A 22,012-nucleotide genomic window follows, 5' to 3' on the forward strand; every position below is an offset into this window, starting at 1 on the left:
TGCCGACGTGGCGCGTCGCCGGCTGAAGCCAGCTCCTACGGGTTGTCGATCGCCTGCCGCAGCGGCGCCAGGAACGCCTTCGCCCGCGCCGCCGCTTCGTCCCCACCGGACGCGTCGGCCAGCGCCGACACCAGCGCGCTGCCCACCACCACGCCGTCGGCGTCGGCCGCCATCGCCGCGGCGCTGGCCGCGTCCTTGATGCCGAAGCCGGCCACCACCGGCACCTTCGAGGCGGCGCGCAGCTCCTGCAGGCGGCGACCGGCCTCATGCGTATCCAGGCGGTCGGCGCCGGTCACGCCGGCATAGCTGACGTAGTAGAGATAGCCTTGTGCGTTCGCGCACAGCATCGCCGCGCGTTCCGGCGAAGTGGTCGGCGCAGCCAGCATCACCAGCGCGAGGCCGGCCTGGTTGAACGGGCGCTGGAAATCGGCCGCCTCCTCAGGCGGCAGGTCGACCAGCAGCACGCCGTCGACACCAGCGGCGACCGCCTCGGCGGCGAAGCGCGCCGCGCCACGGATCTCCACCGGATTGAGATAGCCCATCAGCACCACCGGCGTGTCGCCGTCGCGCTCGCGGAAGCGGCGCACACAGTCGAACACGTAGTCGGTCCCGGCGCCGCGCGCCAGCGCGCGCTCGGAACTGCGCTGGATTACCGGGCCGTCGGCCATCGGATCGGAGAAGGCCACGCCCAGCTCGATGGCGTCGGCGCCCGCCTCGACCAGCGCGTGCATCACCGGCACCGTGGCCTCCAGCGACGGATCGCCGGCGGTGACGAACGGGATCAGGGCCTTGCGGCCGGAGGCGCACAGTTGCGCGAATTTCGTTTCGAAACGGCTCATGCGACGACTCGGTATGTTCTGGAGCCCCTCTCCCTACGGCGACCGAAGGAAGTCCCCGTGGGAGAGAGGGGTTGGGGAGAGGGTTCGGTTTTGCAGCACGCGGGAAGGTCGCTGGTAAACCGACCCTCATCCGCCCTTCGGGCACCTTCTCCCAAAGGGAGAAGGAATAGCTTCAAAGCATGATGCCTTCGCGCGCGGCGATGGTGTGCACGTCCTTGTCGCCGCGGCCGGACAGGTTGCACAGCACCAGCGCGTCCTTCGGCAGCTCGCGCGCCAGCTTGATCGCCTGGGCGACGGCATGGCTGGACTCGAGCGCCGGCAGGATGCCCTCGGTGCGGGTGAGCGTGTGGAACGCGGCCAGCGCCTCCTCGTCGGTGACACCGACGTATTCGGCGCGACCGCTGTCCTTGAGGAAGGCGTGCTCGGGACCGACGCCCGGGTAATCCAGGCCGGCGGAGATCGAGTGGGTCTCGATGATCTGCCCGTCGTCGTCGCAGATCACGTAGGTGCGGTTGCCGTGCAGCACGCCGATGCGGCCGGCCGACAGCGAGGACGCATGGCGGCCGGTGTCGATGCCGTCGCCGGCGGCCTCGGCGCCGACGATGCGCACGCCCGGATCGTTGAGGAACGCATGGAACAGGCCGATCGCGTTGCTGCCGCCGCCCACGCAGGCGGTGATCGCGTCCGGCAGGCGGCCGTAGTCGGCCAGCATCTGCGCGCGCGCCTCGCGCCCGACCACGGCGTTGAAGTCGCGGACCATGCGCGGGTACGGATCCGGGCCGGCCACCGTGCCGATGATGTAGAAGGTGTCGGCCACGTTCGTCACCCAGTCGCGCATGGCCTCGTTGAGCGCGTCCTTGAGCGTGGCCGAGCCGGACGTGACCGGCACCACCGTGGCGCCGAGCAGCTTCATCCGGTAGACGTTGATCTTCTGCCGCTCGATGTCGGTGGCACCCATGTAGACCACGCACTCCAGGCCCAGGCGCGTGGCCACGGTGGCGCTGGCCACGCCGTGCTGGCCGGCGCCGGTCTCGGCGATGATCCGCTTCTTGCCCATGCGACTGGCCAGCAGCGCCTGGCCGATGGTGTTGTTGATCTTGTGCGCGCCGGTGTGGTTCAGGTCCTCGCGCTTGAGCAGGATCTGCGCGCCGCCGGTTTCCCGGCTCAGCCGCTGCGCGTGGTAGATCGGGCTGGGCCGGCCGACGTAGTGCTTGAGGTCCTGCTCGAAGGCGGCGACGAAGGCCGGATCGACCCGCGCGGCGTCGTAGGCCGCCGCCAGTTCCTGCAACGGGCCGATCAGGGTCTCGGCGACGAAGCGGCCGCCGTGGCGGCCGAAGTGGCCGGTCGCGTCGGGGAAGGCGTGGAAGTCCGTAGGCGTGGGCATGGCAGGCATCTGAAGCTTTTCTGTTCCCTCAGGTTAACGCACATGGATCACCAGGAATGATGACAATATCTGGCTCATTTGTCAGATAAACTCACACGATGCCGCGCCCCCTGCCGCCCCTCAATGCCCTGCGTGCCTTCGAGGCCGCGGCCCGGCTGGGCAGCGTCAGCCGCGCCGCCGGGGAACTGCACGTCACCCACGGTGCGGTCAGCCGGCACATCCGCACCCTGGAGGAGGCGCTGGGCGCGCCACTGTTCGAACGCGAGGGGCGCGGCCTGGCCCTGACTGCCGCCGGCCTGCGCCTGCGCGATGCGGCCGGCGATGCCTTCGACGTGCTGCGCGGCGCCTGGTCGGGCCTGCGGCGCGACGGCCAGGCGTCGGCCCTGGTGCTGGGCTGTCCCGGCAGCGTGCTGGCGCGCTGGGCGATCCCGCGCCTCGAGCGCCTGTCGGCCGAGCTTCCCGACCTGAAACTGCACCTGTCCGCGCAGGAGTCCGGATTCGATGCCGCGCTGACCGGCCTGGACGCGGCCCTGCTGCTGGGCCAGGCGCCGTGGCCGGCCGAGTGGCGGGTGCATGCGCTGGGCCCGGAACGCATCGGGCCGGTGCTCAGCCCGCGCCATGCGCGCTATCCAACGCTATCCAACGCACCGGCCGCCGCGTTGCTGGACGAGCCGCTGCTGCACACCACCTCGCGTCCGCAGGCCTGGCCGCGCTGGTTAGCCAGCCAGGGGCTGGACGCCACGCGGCTGCGCCCGGGCACGGGTTTCGACCACCTCACCTACCTGCTGGAAGCCGCCGCCGCCGGCCTGGGCGTGGCGATCGCGCCGCAGGAGCTGGTTCAGGCCGACCTGGACAGCGGCCGCCTCGTCGCGCCCTGGGGCTTCACGGAAACCGGCGGCAGCTGGGCGCTGTGCACGTCGCGCGGCCAGGACGACGCGCGCATCGCCGCGCTGGCCAGCTGGTTGCGCCGCGAACTGGCCGGCTGAGCGACTGGCCGCGCCCGACGAGGCGTTGGTGCGTGAGCACGCGCGCCGCGGCGGCTTCCCCGCCGACCACGTCTCCGAGGTGGTCGCCGTCATCGACCCGACTACCGCCGGTTAGCGGGCGCACCCGGAACCGGCCGGATACCTAACCGGGCGGGCTGGCGGATGCGGCCCATGGGCCCTGGAGCCCTGCTCCGCGCCCCACTACCCGGGCGCCCATCGCGCGTACCACCGGCCGCGCTCAGTTCACGGCAAACTCCTGCATCGCCTGCGTCTCCGGAGTCGCCGGGCACGGTCGCAGGTCCTGCACGATCCTGCCCTGTTCCAGCACCAGTACCCGGTCGGCGCTGGCGATGGTCTCCGGCCGGTGCGCCACGATCACCTTGGTCAGCGCCAGGCGCTGGACCGCCTCGTTGACCAGGCGCTCGTTGCCCACGTCCAGGTGGCTGGTGGCCTCGTCCAGGAACAGCAGCTTCGGCTCACGGTACAGCGCCCGCGCCAGGACCACCCGCTGCTTCTGTCCGCCCGACAGGCTGCTGCCCATGTCGCCGATCAGGCTGTGGTAGCCCATCGGCATGGCCGCGATCTCGTCGTGGACCGCGGCCAGGCGCGCGGCGGCCTCGATCCGCGCCGGGTCGAAGTGGCCGTCGAAGAAGCCGATGTTGTCGGCGATGCTGCCGGCGAACAGCTGGTCGTCCTGCATCACCGCGCCGACGATCGCGCGCACGTTGCGCGGCCCGACCTTGCGCAGGTCGTAGCCGCCGATGCAGATGCGTCCCTGCGACGGCTGCAGCAGGCCGAGCAGCAGCTTGACCAGGGTGGTCTTGCCGCAACCGGAAGCGCCGACGACCGCCACCGATTCGCCCGGTTCGATCACGAAGCTGCAGTCCTGCAGCACCCAGGGCTCACCCTCGCCGTAGCGGAACCACAGGCCCTCGACCTCGATCCGCGTGTCCGGCGGCGGCGGCAGCTCTGGCTGGCCGGCGGCGTCTTCCGGCGGCGTCAGCACGATGTCGGCCAGGCGCTCGCCGTGCAGGCGCAGCATGCGGAACTCGACCCACTTGTCGATCAGCGCCGCCATGCGCCCGGCGAACTGGTCCTTGTAGGCCAGGTAGGCGATCAGCATGCCCACCGAGAACACATTCTGCAGTGCCAGCAGCGCACCGATCCAGATCACCGCGATCCGCTCGATGCCGAACACCAGCTGGCTGGCGCTGTTGAAACCCAGGCCCATGCGCGCCAGCCGCACCTCGTGGTTGACCGTATCCACCATCAGGTTCTCGTAGGTGGCGCGCCGCTGCGGCTCCTCGCCGGCCACCTTCAGGCTCTGCATGCCGCGCAACGACTCCAGCAGGTGGGTCTGCTGCTTGGCCCCCGCCACCATGTGCTGCTCGGTGCGGTCGCGCACCGGCCGGTAGGCCAACGCGCGGATGCCCAGGTACAGCGCCACCGCCAGCAGCGTCACCAGCGCCAGCTTCCAGCTGTAGACCAGCATCAGGCCCAGCGTGACCAGCGCCATCAGGCCATCGATGATCGCCTCGACGAAGCTGGTGGTCAGCGTGCGCTGGATCGCCTGCACCGAGGCCATGCGCGAGGTGATGTCGCCCAGGTGGCGCTTCCCGAAGAAGTCCAGCGGCAGCCGCAGCAGGTGCGCGAACACGCCTCCCATCCACTGCAGGCCCAGCCGCGAGGACAGGAAAACCACCGACCAGCCGCGCAGCAGGCCGATGCCGATCTGCAGCAGCAGCACCAGGCCGAAGCCCAGGCCCAGTACCGTCAGCAGGTCCTTGTCGGCGGAGACCAGCACCTGGTCCACCACCCACTGCATGAGGAACGGGGCCAGCACCACGAAGACCTGCAAGGCCACCGACAACAGCAGGATTTGCGCCAGCGCACTCCACAGTCCGCCGATGGGGCCGGTCAATTGCCGGGCCGACACTGCGGGCGCCGCCTGCCGCGGCCTGAACTCGGCGGTGGGCGTCAGTTCCAGCGCCACCCCGCTGAAGTGCCCGGAAACCTCGGCCAGGGACAGCTTCCGCTCGCCGACCGCAGGATCGAGGATCGTGACCCTGGACTTGCCGACCCTGGCCAGCACCACGAAGTGGTTCAGGTCCCAGTGCAGGATGCAGGGCAACTTCAGCCTGCCCAGGTCTTCCAGGTCCAGCCGCAGCGGGCGGGTGGAGAAGCCGAGCTGCTGGGCGATATGGACGAGGTTCGAGAGCCTGGCGCCCTTGAGCGACATCGGGAAGCGCCGGCGCAGTTCGACCAGGCCCAGCCGCATTCCGTGCGCGTCGGCCACCATCGACAAGGAGGCCAGGCCGCATTCGGCGGCTTCCGTCGAAACTATCGCCCTGGTCCTGATTTCCGGCATGGGGATGCGTCAAGCAGTCCGGGGAAGAGCCTGATGGTTACTCACAGGACACCTCGCCCAGCCTGGGCAGGAAGCTTCCGCTTCCACAGCCCTGGAAACCCAGTGGAATGGTCCGATACCCGTGCTCGGTCAGGCCGCCGACCTGGAGGTGGAGATGCGGCTGCGAAGACATCCCGGAATTTCCGACCCTGGCGATCGATTCCCCCGCCCGCACGCGGCTCCCTGCGTCGACCCCTATCGAGCCCTGCATGAGATGGCCATACACCGCCTCGGTCCCGTCGTCATGAAGGACAACGACGGTATTGGACCTTGCCTTCAGCTCAGGCAGGTAGCACCCGGCGTCGGGGTAGCCGTCGACAGCATGCACCACCAGGCCGTCCCTCACCGCGACGACGACAGCACCGATGCCCGCGGAAACGTCCACCGCATGCATCATCTTTCCGGAATGGGTATCCCTGCCGAACAGCGAATGCTTTCCGTCCGCCTGGACGATCCTGCTGCGGCCTCGCACGGGATAGTCGACCAGCATTCGCTCGGCGCCGCGCTCGGGCCACGCATCGGTAACCGAGCCATACGCGAATTCACGGTAGAAGCTTATTTTTCCGCTGCGCGAGGGTTGCGTCCTGAATGTCCGTTCTTCGTCGCCGACTTCGACATAGATCCTGTTGCCGCCCCCATCCAGGCCAGGGTCGATTCCGTCCAGGAGCACCCAAATGTCGAATCCGTCGAACTTCCTGATGACGATGTTCCAGGAAACCACCTCGCCATCCGCGGATGCGGTCCTGCTTTCACGCAACTCGACGTACCGCTGGTCGACAAGCGGCCTCCCGGAGAGGGCGCCCGAACATTCCTCCCGCGCGCGATCCGCCGGCGCCGATGCGCCCTTCCTGACGCCGAACAGGAATGCGGCCGCGAATGAAAAGAACGCAAGGATGATGAACGCTGCGATCGAGGATACGACGACATTCGTCTTCATTTTTCGCCACATTGAAGGTGGCGGCAAAGCTGCCGCCACCTGGCCCTGACGCGTTGACCCTACTGCGAACTCGCCGAGCAGCTGACCTCGACACTTCCCGATCCCGTATCGACGGTTGCAGATGCCTGGGCGGACTTCTCACCTGCCGACTTCCCTGCCAGATAGCCACCGACGGCCGATCCTGCCGCGACGATGGCCGCCCCTGCAAGATAGAGCAGCGGACCCGGACCACCCGCGACCTCGTCGAACTCCTCCACAGTCAACTCGCGCATCACGTTTTCTCCTCGATTGTCCGGCACAGAAACCCCTGTGCCATGGGACCGGACACACACCCGGCGATTCGTCGCCCGCGAGAAGGTCAAGCGCCACCCACCTTCCCCGTGAGCGAATACAAGGGTTCGAAAATCCATTCGATCAGCCGGCGCTTCTCGCCCAGGATGTCCGCCTCCAGCCGCATCCCCGGCTTCAGCGGCTCCGGTCGTCCGTAGGCGGTCACCGCCTGCCGCTCCAGCGCCACGGTCACCCGGTAGAACGACTCACCCTGTTGGCCGCCCGACTCACCGGCGCCCAGCGCGCTGCGGCTGATGCTGGCCACGCTGCCTGCGTGGTGGCCGAACTTCTGGTACGGGAAAGCCTGGTAGCGCAGCAACACGCTGTCGCCGGGCGCGATGAAGCCGATGGCGCGGCTGGGCACCAGCAGTTCGGCCTCCAGTTCGCCGCGGCCCGGCAGCAGGCTCATCAGCGGCTGGCCGGCCTGCACGGCCTGTCCTGCCTTGACCATCCGGGTTGCCACCACCCCGTCCACCGGTGCGGTCACCACCAGCGCGCCACTGGCCTCGGTCTGCACCCGCTCCTGCTCCAGGCGCGCCAGTTCGCCGCGGTAGCCGGCCTCGGCGGTCTGGCGCTGCCCCGGCAACTCCCGCAATGCCTGTTCCAGTTGGACGATGGTCCGCCGCGCGCCGATGGCCTGGCGCTGCAATGCCTGCCTCTGGCTGGTGTATTCCAGCACCAGCGACTCCTGCTGCTTGATCTGCAGCACGCTGACGTACTGCCCATCCTCCAGCTGCCGCAGCCGCTGCAGCGTCTCGCGGGCAATGCGGATCTGCTCCTGGCGGGTGGACACCTCGGCCTCGGCATGCGCCAGTTCGCGGCGGGCGCTGGCCAGTTGCGCGCGCAGGCCGTCGGCCTGCGCCTCCAACTGCTGTTGCTGCGCCTGCTGCACGGAAGCCAGTCCGTCCTGCCGTTCCTGCAGACGCTGCTCCAGCGCCGTCTGCGCATCGCCGCTGCCCCGCGTGGTGCGCGGCACGGTCACCACCGCCAGTGGCCGGCCATCCTCCACCCGGTCGCCTTCGGCGATCTCCAATCGCCCCACCACCCCGGTGGCCGGCGACAGCACCGTGACCAGGCCGGCGGAAGGCACCAGCTGCCCGGTCACGCTGGAACGGCGGGTATAGCTGCCCAGTACCAGGAACAGGACGATGGCGGTGGCCGCCAGCGCCGCTGCCACGACCAGCAGCCAAAGGCGCAGCGGCTGGGCCAGCGAGATGCCGCCAAGCCCCTGCGTCCGCCTGGCTTCCAGCGCTTCCCTGCGAAAGAGTTCCTGTGTCATCCGCTTCCCTGCGCTGACGATGGAGACGTTCCCGCCAGCGGCATCCGCAGCCGACGGCACACCGATATTCGCCATCGGTCCGATGGACTGGCAAGTCACGAGGTCATGCAGATGAAGCCAATAGCGCTTGCATCGCCTGAGTCTCGGCCCATGCTCAAGGGCTGGCCGCCATCTGCAAGCGGAACTGTACGAATTTCAGCCAGTATCGCTTGCATCTGCGCTGTGGTTGCAGGGCCAGGACCCGGAGGCTACGCTGGCCAATCTGTCCAGGAAGGCCAGAGGGGAATCGGCATGGAACTTTCGATGCGGATCCGGATCGCGCGCCAGCGCGCACGGATGTCACAGGAAGCACTGGCCCTGCAGCTCGGCGTCAGCCGGGGAGCGGTCGCCAACTGGGAATGCTCGATGGGAGCGCTACCCACCACATCGCGCCTGGGCCGGCTGGCGCACGCCACCGAGGTGCGTTTCGAATGGCTTGCGACGGGGCGCGGCCCCATGGCCTACCAGGCCGAACCCGAGGACATCCCTGCGCTCGACGCCGAGCTCGTCCACGACCCCGACGAGCGGCGCCTGCTGCAGGCCTTCCGCGTCGCCGACAGACACGTTCGCCGCGTACTGCTCAACATCACCGAAGCACAGCTGTCGGCCAGCGGGAAACGCAGCGCCTGAGCCACTCGGCTGGCTGTCGCGCCTGCGCCCATCCGAGTGCTGGCCGACCTGGCGGCTGAAACAGCAACCCAAGGCCTGCGCGCTCAGAACGAACCGAACACCGAACCCAGCACGATCACGACCACCAGCGCGAGCAGCGGTCCCAGCACCGCGGCCATGGCCAGGTCGAAGTAGCTCTGCCGGTGTTTGCAGCCGCACACCGCCAGCAGGGTCACCACCGCGCCGTTGTGCGGCATCATGTCCAGCGTGCCCGAGCCCATCACCGCGATGCGGTGCATCAGCGCCGGGTCGATGCCGTAGTCGGCGGCGATCTGCATGAAGGTCGGCCCGAGCGAATCCAGGGCGATGGTCAGGCCGCCGGACGCCGAGCCGGTCAGCCCGGCCAGGACGTTCGTGGCCACCGCCAGCGACACCAGCGGGCCGCCGCCGATGCCTAGCACCCAGTCGCGCACCACCTCGAACGCAGGCATCGCCGCGACCACCGAGCCGAAGCCGACCAGGCTGGCCACCGACAGGATCGGCAGCACCGAGGCGTTGGCGCCGGCGTCCACGCTGGAACGCAGCGCCGGGAAGCGGCGGAAGTTGAGCGCGACCACGGTAACGATCGCCGCCGCCAGCGCCACCGACACCGACCACACGCCGCCGACCGCCGACAGCACGGTCGGGCCGAAGCGCGGCTCGGCCAGGTAGGACACGTCCATGCGCGGCAGCAGCACCAGCGACATCAGCAGGTTGACCCCGATCACCACCACCAGCGGCGCGAACGCCGCGGCCACCGGCGGCGGACTGGTTCCCGGCGCGCCGTGGATCGCCTCGGCCGGATCGAAGGCCTGCGACACCGTGGCGCGCTCGCGCACCAGTTCGTCGGTGGCCACCGCGCCGGCCGGCGTCGGCAACAGCTCGCCGAACCCCTCGCCCGCGGCGCGCGCGCGCGACTCCGCACGCCCCAGCCACCACAGGCCGAAGCCGAGCATGATCGCCGAGGCGATCAGGCCCAGCCCCGGCGCCGCGAATGGCGTGGTGCCGAAGAACGGCATCGGGATCGCGTTCTGGATCGAGGGCGTGCCCGGCATCGCCGACATGGTGAAGGTGGAGGTGCCCAGCGCCAGCGCGGCAGGCATCAGCCGGCGCGGGATGCCGGCGCCGCCGAACAGCACCGCGGCCATCGGCGCCAGCACGAAGAAGGCGACGAACAGGCTGACGCCGCCGTAGGTCACCAGCGCGCCGGAGAGCACCACCGCCAGCATCGCCCGCCGGGTGCCCAGCTTGTCGGTCATGAACCGCGCGATCGCGGTCACCGAGCCGCTGTCCTCCATCAGCTTGCCGAACAGCGCGCCCAGCAGGAAGATCGGGAAGAACTGCGCGATGAAGCCCGCGGCGCTGGACATGAAGGTGATGGTCCAGTGCGCCAGCAGCGGCTCGGCGGCGAACAGCGCCACCACCAGCGCGGCGGCCGGCGCCAGCAGCAGCACGCTCCAGCCGCGGTAGGACAGGAATACCAGCAGGCCGAGGCCGGCGAGGATGCCGAGCAGTCCCATGGCTCAGACTCCTTCCAGCAGGATGTCGAGGTCGACCGACGAGCGCCGGCCGAGGTTGCCGCCGTCGCGCGCCAGGAAATCCGCCGCCGCGCGCCGGCCTTCCCCGTGCAGCATCTTCAGGAACGACCATTCGGCGTTGAGCTTGGAGGAGTGGTCGAGTTCGGCCGCCAGTTCGTTGCGGACCAGGTGGATGCGCATCTGCGCCCAGCGCGCACCCTCGCAGTTGCCGGCGTCCACCACCTGGCGCAGCAGCGCGATCATGCGCAGTTCCTTCAGCAGCCCGGCGTTGAACGAGACCTCGTTGATCCGGCTGAGGATCTCCCGCGCCGTGGTCGGCCGGCCCGCGCGCTCGACCGGATTGATCGCCACCAGGATGGTGTCGCGCGAGTCGCAGTCGCGCACCAGCGGGGTGATGGTCGGGTTGCCCGAGTAGCCGCCGTCCCAGTAGTACTCGCCGTCGAGCTCGACCGCCTGGAACATGTTCGGCAGGCAGGCCGAGGCCAGCAGCACGTCGGGGCTGAGCTCAGCGTTGCGGAACACCCGGCCGCGGCCGGTGCGCACGTTGGTCGCGGTGATGAACAGCTTGACCGGCGCCCGGGTCAGCTGCTCGAAGTCGATCGAGGCCTCGAGGAGGTCGCGCAGCGGATTGAAGCCGAACGGATTGAAGTCGTAGGGCGACCACAGCCGCGTGGCCAGGTCCATGCCGACGAACAGCGGCGACCCGTCCAGGCTCCAGCGGCCCAGCATCACGTCCAGCGGTCCGCGCTGGAACGGGCTGAAGAGCGCGGCGTCGGACACCGCTCGCCAGAACGCGGCCAGCGCGGCGCGCGCGCCCTCGCGGCCGCCCTTGCCGTAGCCGTCGACCAGCACCGCCGCGTTCATCGCCCCGGCCGAGGTGCCGGAGATGCCGTCGATCTGCAGCCACTCCTCCTCCAGCAGCCGGTCGAGCACGCCCCAGGTAAAGGCGCCATGCGCGCCGCCGCCCTGCAGGGCGAGATCGACCAGCAGCGTGCCGCGGCGGGTGGTCTTCGCAGGCGAGGATTTCTTGCGGGTGCCGGCGCGGCTGGAGGCGGTGGCAGGCGGGCGGCGGGGCGCAACAGGCATGGCGTCTGATCCTGACCGGGACACGGGACTGGCAAACGGAACCGCCTGCCTGCATCCGCCGCGCGGAGGCCGACACCGGTCCATGCCCTCCCCAGGACACGCTGGATGCGGATGCCGGCGGCACCGCCATCCCCTGCCTGCCGAACGCTAACGCGGTTTGCTCGGCGGCGCAAAGTCGATCGTGCCCGGGCATGGCGCCACTGGCCGACGCACCGGCGCTGCCATGCTGTGCCAACCGGCGCGATGCTGCCCTGCCTTTCTTGCCGGTGGATGACAGCGGCACGCAGCGCGCGCCATTCGCACTTCACCCACCATGCGCCGGGCCACCAATCGGGCGGCGCGGCCGACAAACCAGCTGCGGCGTCGGCCGCTCTTCTGTAGGAGCTGACTTCAGTCGGCGACACGGGCGTCGGAATCACGGGGGCGTCGCCTGTGCCAATGGCGTCGAGTCGCCGGCTGAACCCGGCTCCTACAACCCCGCCCCGTCGTCCCGGCGTAGGCCGGGACCCAGTGACTTCAGGCTTCTACGTTGGCATCAAACGGCGGAAAGGCGCTAGGTCCCGGCCTACGCCGGGACGACGGTGGAGATGGAGCGGCCGCACTACGCCGCCTCGCCGTCACCGAAAGCGACGCACCACGTATCCAGGCACAGCGAACGCGCGCCCTACTCGCTGCAATCGGCCCGTCGCACCTCGGCGACGAACCGGCGCATCTTCTCGCCGTCCTTGATCCCGGGCGCCACCTCGATGCCGCTGGCCACGTCGACCGCCCAGGGCAGAGTGGCCAGGACCGCATCCTGGACGTTGTCGGGGGTGATGCCGCCGGCCAGCACGAACGGCCGGTGCAGCCCGGTGGGGATGCGGCTCCAGTCGAAGGCATGGCCGGTGCCGCCGCCCTGCCCCTTGCCGTGGCTGTCGAACAGGAAGCCGTCGGCGTTGGGCCAGCGCTGCTGCAGCGTGCGCGCGTCCCAGGCTTCGCCATTTCCCATCGGTACGGCCTTCATCCACGGCACGCGGAACGCGCGGCAGAACGCGTCGTCCTCTTCGCCGTGGAACTGCAGCAGGTGCGGGCGCACCTGGCGCACCACCTCGCGCACCTCGGCGGCGCCGTTGTCGCGGAACAGCGCCACCACGCTGACCATCGGCGCCACCGCCAGGCGCAGCTGCCGCGCCTCGGTCGGCGCCAGCCGGCGTGGACTGCCCTCGGCGAAGACGAAGCCGACCGCGTCCACGCCCAGTTCGCCGGCCAGGCGCACGTCGCCCGGGCGGGTCATGCCACAGAACTTGATCCGGGTGCGGTACAGGGTGCGGTTCACAGCGTCACCTCCGCGGGCAGGCCCCATTCCGGAGGATACAGCGGACGCAGGAACACCAGCCCCTGCGGCGGCGCGGTCGGCCCGGCCAGGGTGCGGTCGCGGCCTGCCAGCAGCTGCGCGATCCAGTCCTCCGGCTGGGCGCCAGCGCCCACTTCCAGCAGCGAGCCGACGATGTTGCGGACCATGTGGTGCAGGAAAGCGTTGGCCTGCACTTCGATCTCCACCGTCTCGCCGACCCGTCGCACCCCGATCTCCTGCAGGTCGCGGCGCGCGTGCGGCGCCTGGCAGTGCACGGTGCGGAAGGCGCTGAAGTCGTTCTCGCCCAGCAGCGCCTGGGCGGCGCGGTGCATCGCCTCGGCGTCCAGCGGCCGGCGTTCCCAGGCCATCAGCTGCCGGTACAGCGCCGGCCGCACCTGGCGGTTGACCAGGCGGTAGCGGTAGCGGCGCGCGCGCGCCGAGAAGCGCGCACTGAATTCGAGCGGCACCGGCACGCACCAGCGCACGCACACGGCCGGCGGCAGGCGGCCGGTCACGCCCAGGGTCCATGCGCGCGGGTCGCGCTCGGCGGTGCTGTCGAAATGCACGACCTGGCATTCGGCGTGGACGCCGGCGTCGGTGCGCCCGGCGCAGGTCACGGTGATGGCCTGGTCGGCCACCGAGCTCAGCGCGCGCTCGAGCGCAGCCTGCACGGTCGGCGGCCCGGACGGCCCGAGCGCCTGCCAGCCCTGGAAGCCGCCGCCGTCGTATTCGACGCCCAGCGCGTAACGCATGACCGCGGCGCTTCCCGGATCAGCCGATCTCGCGAAGCAGCTGCGCCGCTTCGTCGCGCGCGGACGGATCGTGGCCGGCGGCGACCTCGTGCAGCAGGGTCCGCGCGGTCTCCACGTCACCCAGGTCGAGGTAGGCGATGGCCAGCTCCAGGCGCTCGCGCCCGGCCGGGGCCGGGTTCAGCGGCGCCAGGCCGATCGCCGCGCCGGCCGTGCCGGTATGCCAGGCCGGCGCCGTGCCGTCGTCCGGATGGGTCGCGGCCGGGTACGGGGTGTCCTCGTAGGGATGGTGCGCCTCTTCCGGGGTGTCGGCCGCCAGCGTCGGATCGGCCGACGTCTGCGGCTGTGGCACCGCCGCGGCCAGCGCCGCCGCGTCGAAACCGCCACTGCGGGCGACCGGGATCGGCAACGGCTTGGGCCGGCGCGCCAGCCACCACACCAGCGCGGCCACCAGCAGCAGGCCGACGCCGGCCCACAGCCAGGCCGGGGCGGCGCCGTCGCCCTGCGCCGCGGACGCGGCATTGGTTTTCGCCAGCGTCTGCTGCGCGGCGGCCAGTTCGCTGTCCTTGAGCTCGATCAGCCTGGATTGCTGCTGCTGCAGCTTCTCCAGTTCCTCGACCCGGCTGCGCAGTTCCGCCAGTTCCGAGTCGCGCGTGGCCAGGTCTTCCCGGGCCTGGCGCAGTTGTTCGTTTGCCAGCATGTCGCCCTCGCCACCGGCGCCGAGTCCGGATTCTGTCGCCTGGGTGCCGGCCGCTGCGGCCGCCGGCGCGATTTCCAGCCGCGCGCCGGACGCTGCCGCTGGCGGCGCCGCGGCCGGAGCGGACGCGGCGGCGGTCGCCGGCACCGTGCCGGCATCGGCCGGCTGTGGGATCGGGCGCACGGCCTGCCGCCACTGCGCGGTCTGTTCGCGCACCAGCGCCGCGGCGCTGGCCGCGTCGGCCTCGTAGTCGGCCGCGCCCGGCATCCGCAACTCCGCACCGGCGCGCACGCGATGGATGTTGCCGCCGATGAAGGCCTCGGGATTGGCCCGCAGCAGCGCCACCATCGCTTCGTTGAGGCTGCGGCCGCCGCGGTCCATGCCCGCGGCGATCTGCGACAGGGTCTGGCCGCGCTCGATCCGCGCGAGCACCTCGCCGGGCGCGGCGGTGGCGACGCTGGCCGCGGCGCGTGGCGCAGGCGCAGGCGCAGGCGCAGGCGCCGGCGCCGGCGCGGCGGGTGCGGCAGGCGGCGCGGGTACCGCCGCGGGCGCGACGGGCACGGGCTGCGGTTCGCGCACGATGGCGTCCGAAGGCATCGCCCGCGGCGCTTCGATCACCGGCGCCTCGATCGCCTCGGCGGTCCGCGGCGCGGCGACCAGCGCCGAGTATTCGCGCACCAGCCGGCCCTGGCCCCAGTCGACTTCGACCAGGAAACCCACGGCCGGCACGTCGACCGGCGCGCTGCTGGTGACCCGGACCACGGCGCGGCCCTGGGCATCGGTGGTGATCTCGAACTGCAGGTCGCGGACCAGCCCCGACGGCGGCTGCAGGCCGACGCGGGCGAAAGTCTCCGGCGAGGCCAGGCGCGCACGCGCGTTCTCGAGCTCGCCCGGTTCGTTGGAAATGATCGGGATCTCGGCCAGCAGCGGCTGGCCGGGCGCGGACAGCACCCGGATCTGGCCCAGGCCGAGCGCCATCGCGCCGCCGCTCAGCAGCAACAGCGCGAGCGCCAGCAACCAATGCCACGGGCGCGTGGCGCCCCGTCCCCTGCTTCTCATGCGCCGCACTATAGCCGAGGCCCCGCCATTGTAGGAGCGGGCATGACCGCGACCCGACGCCGTCGGCCCAGGCGACGCCCTCTGGATTCCGACGCCCGGGTCGCGGTCATGCCCGCTCCTGCAAGAAAGCGCGGCGCAGGCTGCGAGCCCGCGCCGCACCGGCCTCAGCCTTCCTGCGCCACCAGCTCCGCCACCTGCACCGCGTTGAGCGCGGCGCCCTTGCGGATGTTGTCGGACACGATCCACAGGTTCAGGCCGCGCGGGTGCGAGAAGTCCTCGCGGATCCGGCCCACGTACACCGCGTCGTTGCCCGAGGCGTGGGTGACCGGGGTCGGGTAGCCGCCGGCCCTGCGCTCGTCCACCACCTCCACGCCGGGCGAGCGCTCCAGCAGCTCGCGCGCGGCCTCCGGCGTGACCTTCTTCTTCGTCTCGATCGCCACCGCCTCGGAATGGCCGAAGAACACCGGCACGCGCACCGCGGTCGGGTTCACCTGGATGGAGTCGTCGCCGAGGATCTTGCGGGTCTCCCAGACCAGCTTCATCTCCTCCTTGGTGTAGCCGTTGTCCTGGAAGTCGTCGATGTGCGGGATCAGGTTGAAGGCGATCTGCACCGGGAAGCGCTGCGGATCGGCGTCCTGGAAGTTGAGCAGCGCGCCGGTCTGCCGGCCCAGCTCCTCCAGCGCCGAACGGCCGGCGCCGGACACCGACTGGTAGGTGGCCACGTTGATCCGCTCGATGCCGTACTCGCGGTGGAGCGGCGCCAGCGCGACCAGCATCTGCATGGTCGAGCAGTTGGGGTTGGCGATGATCCCGCGCGGACGGTGCTTCGCGGCCTCCGGGTTGACCTCCGAGACCACCAGCGGCACGTCGTCGTCGTAGCGGAACGCCGAGGAGTTGTCGATCACCACCGCGCCGGCCGCGGCGAACTTCGGCGCGTATTCCTTGGACACGCCGCCGCCAGCCGAGAACAGGGCGATGTCCACGCCGGTCGGATCGAAGCCGGCCAGGTCCTGGACCTCGATCTTGCGGCCGGCGAATTCAACGTCGCCCCCGGCCGAGCGCTCGGACGCCAGGGCGATGATCTTTCCGACCGGAAACTGGCGCTCGGCCAGGATGGCCAGCATGGTCTCGCCGACCGCGCCGGTGGCGCCGACGACGGCGACGGTGAAACGACGTTCTGCATTGCTCATGGGGTGTTCTCGGATTCGTGGGGTATTCGGATTCGTTGCGGGGTCGCGCAGTGCGCGCGTGCGGCCGGGTTCGGGGAACCTCCCTCCGGGTGCAGCCCGTCGGGCTAGGCGGAGGTTCCCTGTCGTTTGCCGGCCGCGGCTTTGCCCTCGCCCTGGCCGGCGATGGCGGTCGTCTTTTTCGCGGTGACCGGGTTGGCCGGGTGGCCGGCCCGCGGCCCGACGCCGAGCGCGGCCAGCAGGTTGTCCACCGCCAGCTGCACCATCGCCCGGCGCGTGGCCAGCGAGGCGCTGCCGATGTGCGGGGTCAGCACCACGTTGCGCAGCGCCAGCAGCTCCGGGCGCACCGCCGGCTCGCCCTCGTACACGTCCAGCCCGGCCGCGGCCAGGCGGCCGTGGGCCAGCACGTCGGCCAGCGCCGGTTCGTCGACCAGGCCGCCGCGGGCGACGTTCACCAGCGTGGCCGTGGGCTTCATCTTCGCCAGCGCAGCCGCGTCGATGAGGTGGTGGCTGGCCGGCGAATACGGCAGCACCAGCACCAGGTGGTCGGCCTGCGCCAGCAGGGTGTCGAAATCGACGTAGCGCGCGCCCACCCGGCGCTCGACCGTCTCCGGCAAGCGCGAGCGGTTGTGGTACAGCACCTTCATGCCGAAGCCGTGGTGGCCGCGGCGGGCGATGCCCTGCCCGATCCGGCCCATGCCAAGGATGCCCAGGGTGCTGCCGTGGATGTCGGCGCCGAGCATCGTCGAGAACGACCACTGCTTCCAGCGGCCTTCGCGCAACCAGCGCTCGGACTCGGTGATCCGGCGCGCGGCGGCCATCAGCAGTGCGAAGCCGAGGTCGGCGGTGGTCTCGCTCAGCACCTCGGGCGTGTTGGTGGCGACGATGCCGGCCGCATCCAGCGCGGGAATGTCGAGGTTGTTGTAGCCGACGCCGACGTTGGCGATGGCGCGCAGGCGCGGGGCGCCAGCGAGTTCCTGCGCACCGATGCGCTCGTTGAGCGTGACCAGCGCGCCGTCGGCCTCGCGCAGCGCGGCGGCGATGGCGGCCGGGTCGTGCTCGGTGACCTCCGCGACCGCATCCACGTCGCAGTGCGCCGCGAGCTGCCCGACAATGTCGTCGAACAGTGGCTGCGACACCCATACGCGCGGACGCGATCCGGCCATGGCCCTAGTCCCGGCTCCCCTGCCCGGCCGCGCCGATATCGCCGGCGCCCGCGGGAATGCGCGGCGCGACCTCGCCGACGTCGCCGCACTGGGCGCGGTGGCGCAGCGCCTGGTCCATCAGCACCAGCGCGACCATTGCCTCGGCGATCGGCGTGGCGCGGATGCCCACGCACGGATCGTGGCGGCCGGTGGTGACCACCTCCACCGCGTTGCCGTCCACGTCCACGGTCGGCCCGGGCAGGCGCAGGCTGGAGGTGGGCTTGAGCGCGAGCGAGGCGACCACCTGCTGGCCGGTGGAGATGCCGCCGAGGATGCCGCCGGCGTGGTTGCTGGCGAAGCCTTCCGGCGCAATCAGGTCGCGGTGGTGCGTGCCCTTCTGCGCGACCACGCCGAAACCGTCGCCGATCTCCACGCCCTTGACCGCGTTGATGCTCATCAGCGCCGCGGCCAGTTCGCCGTCGAGCTTGCCGTAGATCGGTTCGCCCCAGCCCGGCGGCACGCCATCGGCGACCACCGTGACCCGTGCTCCGACCGAATCGCCGGACTTGCGCAGCGCGTCCATGTACGCCTCCAGCTCCGGCACCTGCGCCGCGTGCGGCCAGAAGAACGGGTTGTCTTCCACCGCGCTCCAGTCGAAGCCGGCCGGTGCGACTTCGCCCAACTGGGCCAGGAAGCCGCGCACGGTCACGCCGTAACGCTGCCTGAGCCACTTCTTGGCGATCACCGCGGCGGCCACGCGCATGGTGGTCTCGCGCGCCGAGCTGCGGCCGCCGCCGCGCGGGTCGCGGATGCCGTACTTCTGCCAGTAGCTGTAGTCGGCATGGCCCGGGCGGAACTGCGCGGCGATGTTCGCGTAGTCCTTGCTGCGCGCGTCGGTGTTGCGGACCAGCAGCGCGATCGGGGTGCCGGTGGTGCGGCCTTCGTAGACGCCGGACAGGATCTCGACCTCGTCAGCCTCGCGCCGCGCCGAGGTGTGGCGCGACTTGCCGGTGGCGCGGCGCTGCAGGTCGTGGGCGAACTCCTCCGGCGCCAGCTCCAGTCCTGGCGGGCAGCCGTCGACCACGCAGCCGATGGCCGGGCCATGCGACTCGCCGAAGGTGGTGATCGACAACAGCTTGCCGAAGGTGTTGCTGCTCAAGGCGCGCTCCGCGGGGGAGAACCGGTGGAAGACGCGCAAGGATCGCATATCGGCGCGGTTGCTGCAGTGCGTCAGGCCAGGTCGAAACGTTGCCTTGGCAACGGTTTCGGCGGATCGAAACGGGGAGCGTTACCCGCACACCAACCGGACAAGGCAAGAACGCTGGCTTCGGACGGAGTCCGCCACCGCGTGGGGGATGGCCCATCCCTCGGGACGACATCCTGTCTTTACTCGGGTCGTGGCACATCCATGTGCCACTTGGTCCATCCCCCATGCGGTGGCGGACTTTCGCGATCTTTAAGACCTGTGTCTTCGGTCGCGCGGGAGACAAAGCAGCGCTTTGGCCTGGCCGTAGCTCTTGCTCCACCGAAGCGCATACCCGGACCCGCACCGAAGGCCGTCGGCCTGCGGGGAGGGGGGGGCAAGTGGCACATGGATGTGCCACGGCCCTGAGTAAAGACAGGATGTCGTCCCGAAGGGTGCGCCCCCTCCCCGCAGGACGGCGGACTCCCTCCGAAGCCAGCGCGTTCGCGTTTGCCTTTGCCCTTCCGGCCTGCGAAACCTCAGCTCCGCGCCGCGGCCAACTCGGCGATGCGCGCGTTGTGCGCGATCAGGTCGCGGCACTCGACCGCGAAGATGCCCATCTGCCCGACCTTGAACTCGATCCAGGCCAGGTCCAGTTCCGGCAGCAGTTCGACCAGGTGCCGCTCGGACTCGCCGACCTCGCAGATCAGCAGGCCGTCCTGCGACAGGTGCAGCGGCGCGTCGCGCAGGATCTTCAGCACCAGGTCCAGCCCGTCGGGGCCGGCGCGCAGGCCCAGTTCCGGCTCGTACGAATATTCCTTCGGCAGCGCGTCGGTCTCGTCGTCGGTGACGTACGGCGGGTTGCTGACGATCAGCTCGTAGTGGCGCCCGGTCAGGCCGGCGAACAGGTCGGACTTGAGCAGGGTCACGTTGTCGGCGTGCAGGCGCGCCTTGTTCTCGGAGGCCAGGGCCAGGGCGTCGTCGCTGATGTCCACGCCGTCGACCTGCCAGTCCGGGTTGTGGTGGCCCATGGCAATGGCAATACAGCCCGAGCCGGTGCACAGGTCCAGCGCGCGGCGCACCTCGCGCCCGCCCAGCCACGGCTCGAAGCCGTTCTCGATCAGTTCGGCGATCGGCGAGCGCGGCACCAGCGCGCGCGCATCGGACTTGAAGCTGAGCCCGGCGAACCAGGCCTCGCCGGTCAGGTAGGCGGCCGGCACGCGCTCGTCGATGCGGCGCTGGAACAGGGCCAGGATCGTGCGCTTCTCTTCCGTGGTCAGCCGCGACTGGCCGTAGACCGGGCTCAGGTCGTGCGGCAGGTGCAGGGCGTGCAGGACCAGCTGGGTCGCCTCGTCCATGGCGTTGTCGTAGCTGTGGCCGAAGGTCAGCCCGGCCGCGTTGAAGCGGCTGCCGCCGTAGCGGATCAGGTCGATGATCGTGTGCAGCTCGGCGGCCGGGTCGGCGGTCATGGCGCGGCGCCGCGCGGGCGCGTCGGTCGGGAAAGGCCGGCGATTATAGGCCATCGCCCCCGGGGCCATGACGTCGGCCTCCCGGCGCTGCCGGTATCATGGCCGGCCTGAAAGCCGCCTCCGGACCGCTGACGCATGTTCAACCGCACCTTCGGCTACATCCTCGTCGCCGCGCTCGCCGCCGGCCTCGGGCTGCTGGCCGCCTACCACCTGCTCGGCCGCGACGACGTCCCGTCCGCCCCGGCCCTACAGACCGTCACCCTGTTGCCGCAACCGCGCGAGCTGCCGCCGTTCAACCTGCGCCAGTCCGACGGCACGCCGCTGGTGCCGGGCGAACTGGCCGGGCACTGGACCCTGGTGTTCCTCGGCTTCACCTTCTGCCCGGACGTGTGCCCGACCACCCTGGCCGAGCTGGCCCAGGCGCAGAAGCAGTGGGAGGCGCTGCCCGAATCGACCCGCCCGCGGGTGCTGTTCGTGTCGGTGGACCCCGAGCGCGACGACCCGCGCAAGGCCGGCGAATACGCGCACGCGTTCCACCCCGACACCCTGGCCGCGACCGGCGACGTGCCGGCGCTGGAAAAGTTCGCCACCTCGGTCGGCTTCGTGTTCATGAAGGTGCCGGGCAAGGGCTTCGAGCAGAACCCGCAGGACTACAGCGTCGACCATTCGGCCAACATCGCCGTGCTCGACCCGCAGGGCCGGCTGGCCGGGCTGATCCGGCCGCCGTTCCAGCCGGCGGCCATCGCCGACGACCTGGCACGCCTGACCGCGCAGGACCGCGCGCCGTGAGCCTGGCGACCACCCTGAGCTGGGCGCTGCCGCACCGGCTGCTGTCCTCGCTCGCGCGCCGCGCCGCGTATTCGCAGAAGCCGTGGTTGAAGCAGCGGCTGATCGATACGGTGGTGCGCCGCTTCGGCGTGGACCTGGACGAGGCCGCGCAGCCGGACCCGGCCGCCTATCCGAGCTTCAACGCCTTCTTCACCCGCGCGCTGAAGCCCGGTGCGCGCATGCCCGATCCGGACCCGCGCGCGCTGCTGATGCCGGCCGACGGCCGGATCAGCCAACTCGGCGCGATCGAGGACGGGCGCTGCTTCCAGGCCAAGGGCCAGTCGTTCGGCGTCGAGGAACTGCTCGGCGACGCGGAGGCCGCACGCGCGTTTGCCGGCGGCCGCTACGCCACCGTGTACCTGTCGCCGCGCGACTACCACCGCGTGCACATGCCCTGGACCGGCACCCTGCGCGAGACCGTGCACGTGCCCGGGCGGCTGTTCAGCGTCGGCCCGGCGGCGGTGGCGAAGGTGCCGCGGCTGTTCGCCCGCAACGAGCGCCTGGTCTGCCACTTCGACACCGACTTCGGGCCGATGGCCTCGGTGATGGTCGGCGCGCTGCTGGTCTCGGGGGTGGAGACGGTGTGGAGCGGCGAGGAGATCCCCGCCTATGGCGACGCCGTCACCCGCAAGGACTGGCGCGGCAAGGGCATCGTGCTGGAGCGCTTCGCCGAGATGGCACGCTTCAACTATGGCTCCACGGTGATCGTGCTGCTGCCGCCGGGCGCGGCGACGCTGGCGCCGGGGCTGGCGGCCGAATCACCGGTGCGGCTGGGGCAAGCGCTGGCTTACCGCACGCGCTGAACCCTTTGTAGGAGCCGGGCTTGCACGCGACGCTATGCCGTCGGCACAGGCGACGCCCCCGTGTTTCCGACGCCCGTGTCGCCGAC

Annotated in this window: 19 protein-coding genes; 4 read left to right on the forward strand and 15 right to left on the reverse strand. The window is 70.8% G+C overall.

Features of this window, described 5'->3' with window-relative positions; all coding sequences use genetic code 11:
* Window positions 1-35 precede the first annotated feature (35 nt).
* Both trpA and trpB read right to left on the reverse strand, forming a co-directional pair.
* Window positions 36-839: a tryptophan synthase subunit alpha gene (gene trpA, locus WQ53_RS01660; protein ID WP_052629783.1), complete on the reverse strand. Its 804-nt coding sequence runs from the start codon at window positions 837-839 to the stop codon at window positions 36-38.
* Window positions 840-1,011: 172 nt separating this feature from the next.
* Entirely contained in the window at window positions 1,012-2,223 is a 1,212-nt protein-coding gene (gene trpB / locus WQ53_RS01665) for a tryptophan synthase subunit beta (protein ID WP_428992256.1), read from the reverse strand.
* Between the two features lie 98 nt (window positions 2,224-2,321).
* Between trpB and WQ53_RS01670 the strand changes: the two genes are divergently transcribed.
* Entirely contained in the window at window positions 2,322-3,209 is an 888-nt protein-coding gene (locus WQ53_RS01670; protein WP_052629789.1) for a LysR family transcriptional regulator, read from the forward strand.
* Window positions 3,210-3,447: 238 nt separating this feature from the next.
* Here WQ53_RS01670 and WQ53_RS01675 read toward each other — a convergent pair whose 3' ends face one another.
* From WQ53_RS01675 to WQ53_RS01685, 4 genes are all read right to left on the reverse strand, one after another.
* The gene (locus WQ53_RS01675; protein ID WP_052629792.1) at window positions 3,448-5,577 is read right to left on the reverse strand and encodes a peptidase domain-containing ABC transporter; all 2,130 of its coding nucleotides are present in this window, start codon (window positions 5,575-5,577) and stop codon (window positions 3,448-3,450) included.
* Window positions 5,578-5,614: 37 nt separating this feature from the next.
* Window positions 5,615-6,553: a murein hydrolase activator EnvC family protein gene (locus WQ53_RS01680; RefSeq protein WP_052629795.1), complete on the reverse strand. Its 939-nt coding sequence runs from the start codon at window positions 6,551-6,553 to the stop codon at window positions 5,615-5,617.
* Between the two features lie 59 nt (window positions 6,554-6,612).
* The gene (locus tag WQ53_RS16555) at window positions 6,613-6,825 is read right to left on the reverse strand and encodes a hypothetical protein (RefSeq protein ID WP_144409192.1); all 213 of its coding nucleotides are present in this window, start codon (window positions 6,823-6,825) and stop codon (window positions 6,613-6,615) included.
* An 86-nt stretch (window positions 6,826-6,911) separates the two neighbouring features.
* Complete coding sequence (locus WQ53_RS01685; RefSeq protein WP_052629798.1) at window positions 6,912-8,162, reverse strand: HlyD family secretion protein; 1,251 nt, start codon at window positions 8,160-8,162, stop codon at window positions 6,912-6,914.
* 291 nt (window positions 8,163-8,453) lie between these two features.
* Here WQ53_RS01685 and WQ53_RS01690 point away from each other — a divergent pair, with 291 nt between their 5' ends.
* A complete protein-coding gene (locus WQ53_RS01690; protein ID WP_052629801.1) occupies window positions 8,454-8,831 on the forward strand; it encodes a helix-turn-helix domain-containing protein in 378 nt (125 codons plus the stop codon).
* 83 nt (window positions 8,832-8,914) lie between these two features.
* On the opposite strand, the gene WQ53_RS01695 is transcribed toward WQ53_RS01690, so the two are convergent.
* From WQ53_RS01695 to prmB, 9 genes are all read right to left on the reverse strand, one after another.
* A complete protein-coding gene (locus WQ53_RS01695) occupies window positions 8,915-10,369 on the reverse strand; it encodes a GntP family permease (RefSeq protein ID WP_052629804.1) in 1,455 nt (484 codons plus the stop codon).
* 3 nt (window positions 10,370-10,372) lie between these two features.
* The gene (locus WQ53_RS01700) at window positions 10,373-11,473 is read right to left on the reverse strand and encodes a patatin-like phospholipase family protein (protein ID WP_082112796.1); all 1,101 of its coding nucleotides are present in this window, start codon (window positions 11,471-11,473) and stop codon (window positions 10,373-10,375) included.
* A gap of 664 nt (window positions 11,474-12,137) precedes the next feature.
* Window positions 12,138-12,788 (reverse strand): phosphoribosylanthranilate isomerase, encoded by a 651-nt coding sequence (locus WQ53_RS01705; RefSeq protein ID WP_052629807.1) that lies wholly within the window; start codon window positions 12,786-12,788, stop codon window positions 12,138-12,140.
* Entirely contained in the window at window positions 12,785-13,558 is a 774-nt protein-coding gene (gene truA, locus WQ53_RS01710; protein WP_052629809.1) for a tRNA pseudouridine(38-40) synthase TruA, read from the reverse strand. The genes WQ53_RS01705 and truA overlap by 4 nt, the downstream gene beginning before the upstream one ends.
* A gap of 19 nt (window positions 13,559-13,577) precedes the next feature.
* On the reverse strand, window positions 13,578-15,311 hold the full coding sequence (locus WQ53_RS01715; protein ID WP_082112797.1) for a FimV/HubP family polar landmark protein: 1,734 nt from the start codon (window positions 15,309-15,311) through the stop codon (window positions 13,578-13,580).
* 164 nt (window positions 15,312-15,475) lie between these two features.
* Window positions 15,476-16,501, reverse strand: a complete 1,026-nt coding sequence (locus WQ53_RS01720; protein WP_052629816.1) for an aspartate-semialdehyde dehydrogenase — start codon at window positions 16,499-16,501, stop codon at window positions 15,476-15,478.
* Window positions 16,502-16,605: 104 nt separating this feature from the next.
* Window positions 16,606-17,664 carry a 2-hydroxyacid dehydrogenase gene (locus tag WQ53_RS01725; RefSeq protein ID WP_052629819.1) on the reverse strand — a complete coding sequence of 353 codons (1,059 nt, stop codon included), beginning with the start codon at window positions 17,662-17,664 and terminating at the stop codon, window positions 16,606-16,608.
* 4 nt (window positions 17,665-17,668) lie between these two features.
* A complete protein-coding gene (gene aroC / locus WQ53_RS01730; RefSeq protein WP_052629822.1) occupies window positions 17,669-18,802 on the reverse strand; it encodes a chorismate synthase in 1,134 nt (377 codons plus the stop codon).
* A 563-nt stretch (window positions 18,803-19,365) separates the two neighbouring features.
* On the reverse strand, window positions 19,366-20,295 hold the full coding sequence (gene prmB / locus WQ53_RS01735) for a 50S ribosomal protein L3 N(5)-glutamine methyltransferase (protein ID WP_052629825.1): 930 nt from the start codon (window positions 20,293-20,295) through the stop codon (window positions 19,366-19,368).
* A gap of 135 nt (window positions 20,296-20,430) precedes the next feature.
* Between prmB and WQ53_RS01740 the strand changes: the two genes are divergently transcribed.
* A complete protein-coding gene (locus WQ53_RS01740; RefSeq protein WP_052629828.1) occupies window positions 20,431-21,084 on the forward strand; it encodes an SCO family protein in 654 nt (217 codons plus the stop codon).
* A complete protein-coding gene (gene asd / locus WQ53_RS01745) occupies window positions 21,081-21,926 on the forward strand; it encodes an archaetidylserine decarboxylase (protein WP_052629830.1) in 846 nt (281 codons plus the stop codon). The genes WQ53_RS01740 and asd overlap by 4 nt, the downstream gene beginning before the upstream one ends.
* Window positions 21,927-22,012 lie beyond the last annotated feature (86 nt).

The sequence above is a fragment of the Pseudoxanthomonas suwonensis genome (assembly GCF_000972865.1).
Classification (GTDB): domain Bacteria; phylum Pseudomonadota; class Gammaproteobacteria; order Xanthomonadales; family Xanthomonadaceae; genus Pseudoxanthomonas; species Pseudoxanthomonas suwonensis_B.